Source organism: Desulforhopalus singaporensis (genome assembly GCF_900104445.1).
Taxonomy (GTDB): Bacteria; Desulfobacterota; Desulfobulbia; order Desulfobulbales; family Desulfocapsaceae; genus Desulforhopalus_A; species Desulforhopalus_A singaporensis.
Map to the genome: position 1 here is coordinate 1 of NZ_FNJI01000104.1, position 2048 is coordinate 2048.

At 42.3% G+C, this 2048-nt stretch carries 1 protein-coding gene and 1 pseudogene; both read left to right on the top strand.

The features are described from left to right. Window positions 1-687: 687 nt before the first annotated feature. Window positions 688-1071 carry a cobalamin-dependent protein gene (locus BLQ17_RS21960; RefSeq protein WP_092226422.1) on the top strand — a complete coding sequence of 128 codons (384 nt, stop codon included), beginning with the start codon at window positions 688-690 and terminating at the stop codon, window positions 1069-1071. Window positions 1072-1707: 636 nt separating this feature from the next. Beyond that, a pseudogene (locus tag BLQ17_RS21965) lies at window positions 1708-2048 on the top strand (hypothetical protein); the annotation flags it as partial.

Below are 2048 nucleotides of genomic sequence, written 5' to 3' on the forward strand. Positions count from 1 at the left end.
ATCCAATCCTACGTATTTTATGGTATGCTTTCTCATGACCTGCCTCCTTGGTTATGGCTCTGGGGTGAATGTTGCACACTTTCATTCTAACCCACACTGGCAAGGTAGGTAGGTCTCCTTCTGATAAACATTATGTCCAATAACGATGCCACAATTTTTCGTGCAAAATGCAACACAATTGACGGAAATTATGTTTCATTTTTTGCTTTCGCCCCCTGGATATTTTCCAGTCCTTTTCAGGACTCCGCGCTCTATAAATGTATTTTATCCCCTCGTTATTCTGTTGATTCCTTCCATCTTAACTTTCCCTAGATCAAAGTGTGAAAAAAATTGCAATATTTTGGCTCGCAACTTGCAAAATTAGCTGTGTCGATCAGTTCACGGAACAGCTTTGTGTTATCGAAATTGTGCTAAATATGTCGCGAGCGTCCCATAACGTGAGGAGTGTAATATGATAGAGCTGGATGCAACAATTCGGGAATAATTCAATAACCGCCTGGAATTGTATAAAATTATTTTTGGCCAATGGGATTATGGCTTCTTGATTTGGCTGGCCAGGTTATGGGAAACATCGCCGGATGTCAACTTGTTAGTTAGGCTTGGATAAGGAAATGTTTGTACTGCAAACAGTGAAAATAAAGGAAAATGGGCTGAATTTGTTTGTTCGTTTAGGAATGTGTTGTCGTGATGCCTGAAAATTTTGTCTATGTAATAGGGTATTATAAAACGGATCTGCATGATATTGGCAAAAATTTGGTCAAACTCATGTTTGAAGGCAAAGGAATCAAAGTCATTGATTTAGGTACTGACGTTGCACCTCAGGATTTTGTCGACTCTGCTATTGAGGAGAATGCAGATGTTATTGCCTGCTCAGCGCTGCTGACAACAACGATGCCGATCATGGAAGACGTGGTAAAGATAGCTACTGAGAAGGGTATCAGAGATAAGGTAAAGATTATGATTGGTGGTGCTCCGCTTACACAGAGTTACTGCGACAAAATTGGCGCGGACTATTTTGCTGCTGATGCTGCAACCGGCAGTGATTTAGCACTAGAAGCGTGCCAGAAATAAACCTTAACGCATCCGTCTGTACCGTTGCAAATTCCTAGGAGGTTGGCTGATGCCAATTGTTTGTGGAAGGCTTCACGTTGTTCGAGATGCGTCGCTTGGACTGTACCGGAATGACTCAGAATTATGCCAGAAGTTTTATGGTACTCTTCCTGTATATACCGTTTTATCGTGTGTTAGTTCTCGGTATCTGTTCACATGAGTTCCGAGAGCAAGCTCAAACAGCCGAACTTTTCTGCTTATGAGTTGCAGAAAACGGGGAATAGCTCAGGTAAGAGGGGGGCATATCTACAAGCTTGCTCGTACTATGGGTTCTGCATTTTGGGGTATCGTTATATATAAACTGACTACTGAAAAAAGAGCCCTTTTATGCATTGTCACCAGGGAGAAGTTCAGTATTCAATGTTTCGTTTGTAAAAGCAAAAAGGCACTGAGTTCTTCTACCTTTTGATCTCAGCTTTTGTATTTATCCATAGGTCCGGGCTCTGGGTAAATTGTCCAACCATAGCAGGATATCTTCACGGTTGACCTCGTGGTGTTTTACGAGGTTTTAGCTGACGATCAGCTAGATAAACTGTGAAAGATAAAAACGGCCTTTTTAAGAGAGGGCTAAAAAAATAAAATATGGAGAAGATTACAATGAGAAAGGTTATTGCTTCAGCCGTTGGCCTTATGTTAGCTGGTGGTGTGGCAGCTACCACTGCATCTGCAGTGGAAAATCAATTCGGCGGATACTGGCGTACCCGCGCTTTCGTTCAGGATGAATTTAATCAGGACGGTGAAAGCTACGGACGCATTGACAGCCGTACCCGTCTCTACTACACCGCAAAATTCAACGACGGATTCAAGTTCGTAAACAAGTTCGAATTTGATTACAACTGGGGTAGCGAGCCTCTGGGAGATGTCGGTACTGACGGTACTGTATTTGAAATTAAGCACTCCTATGCTGATTTCACTCTCGGTAATGTTCGTACTAAGCT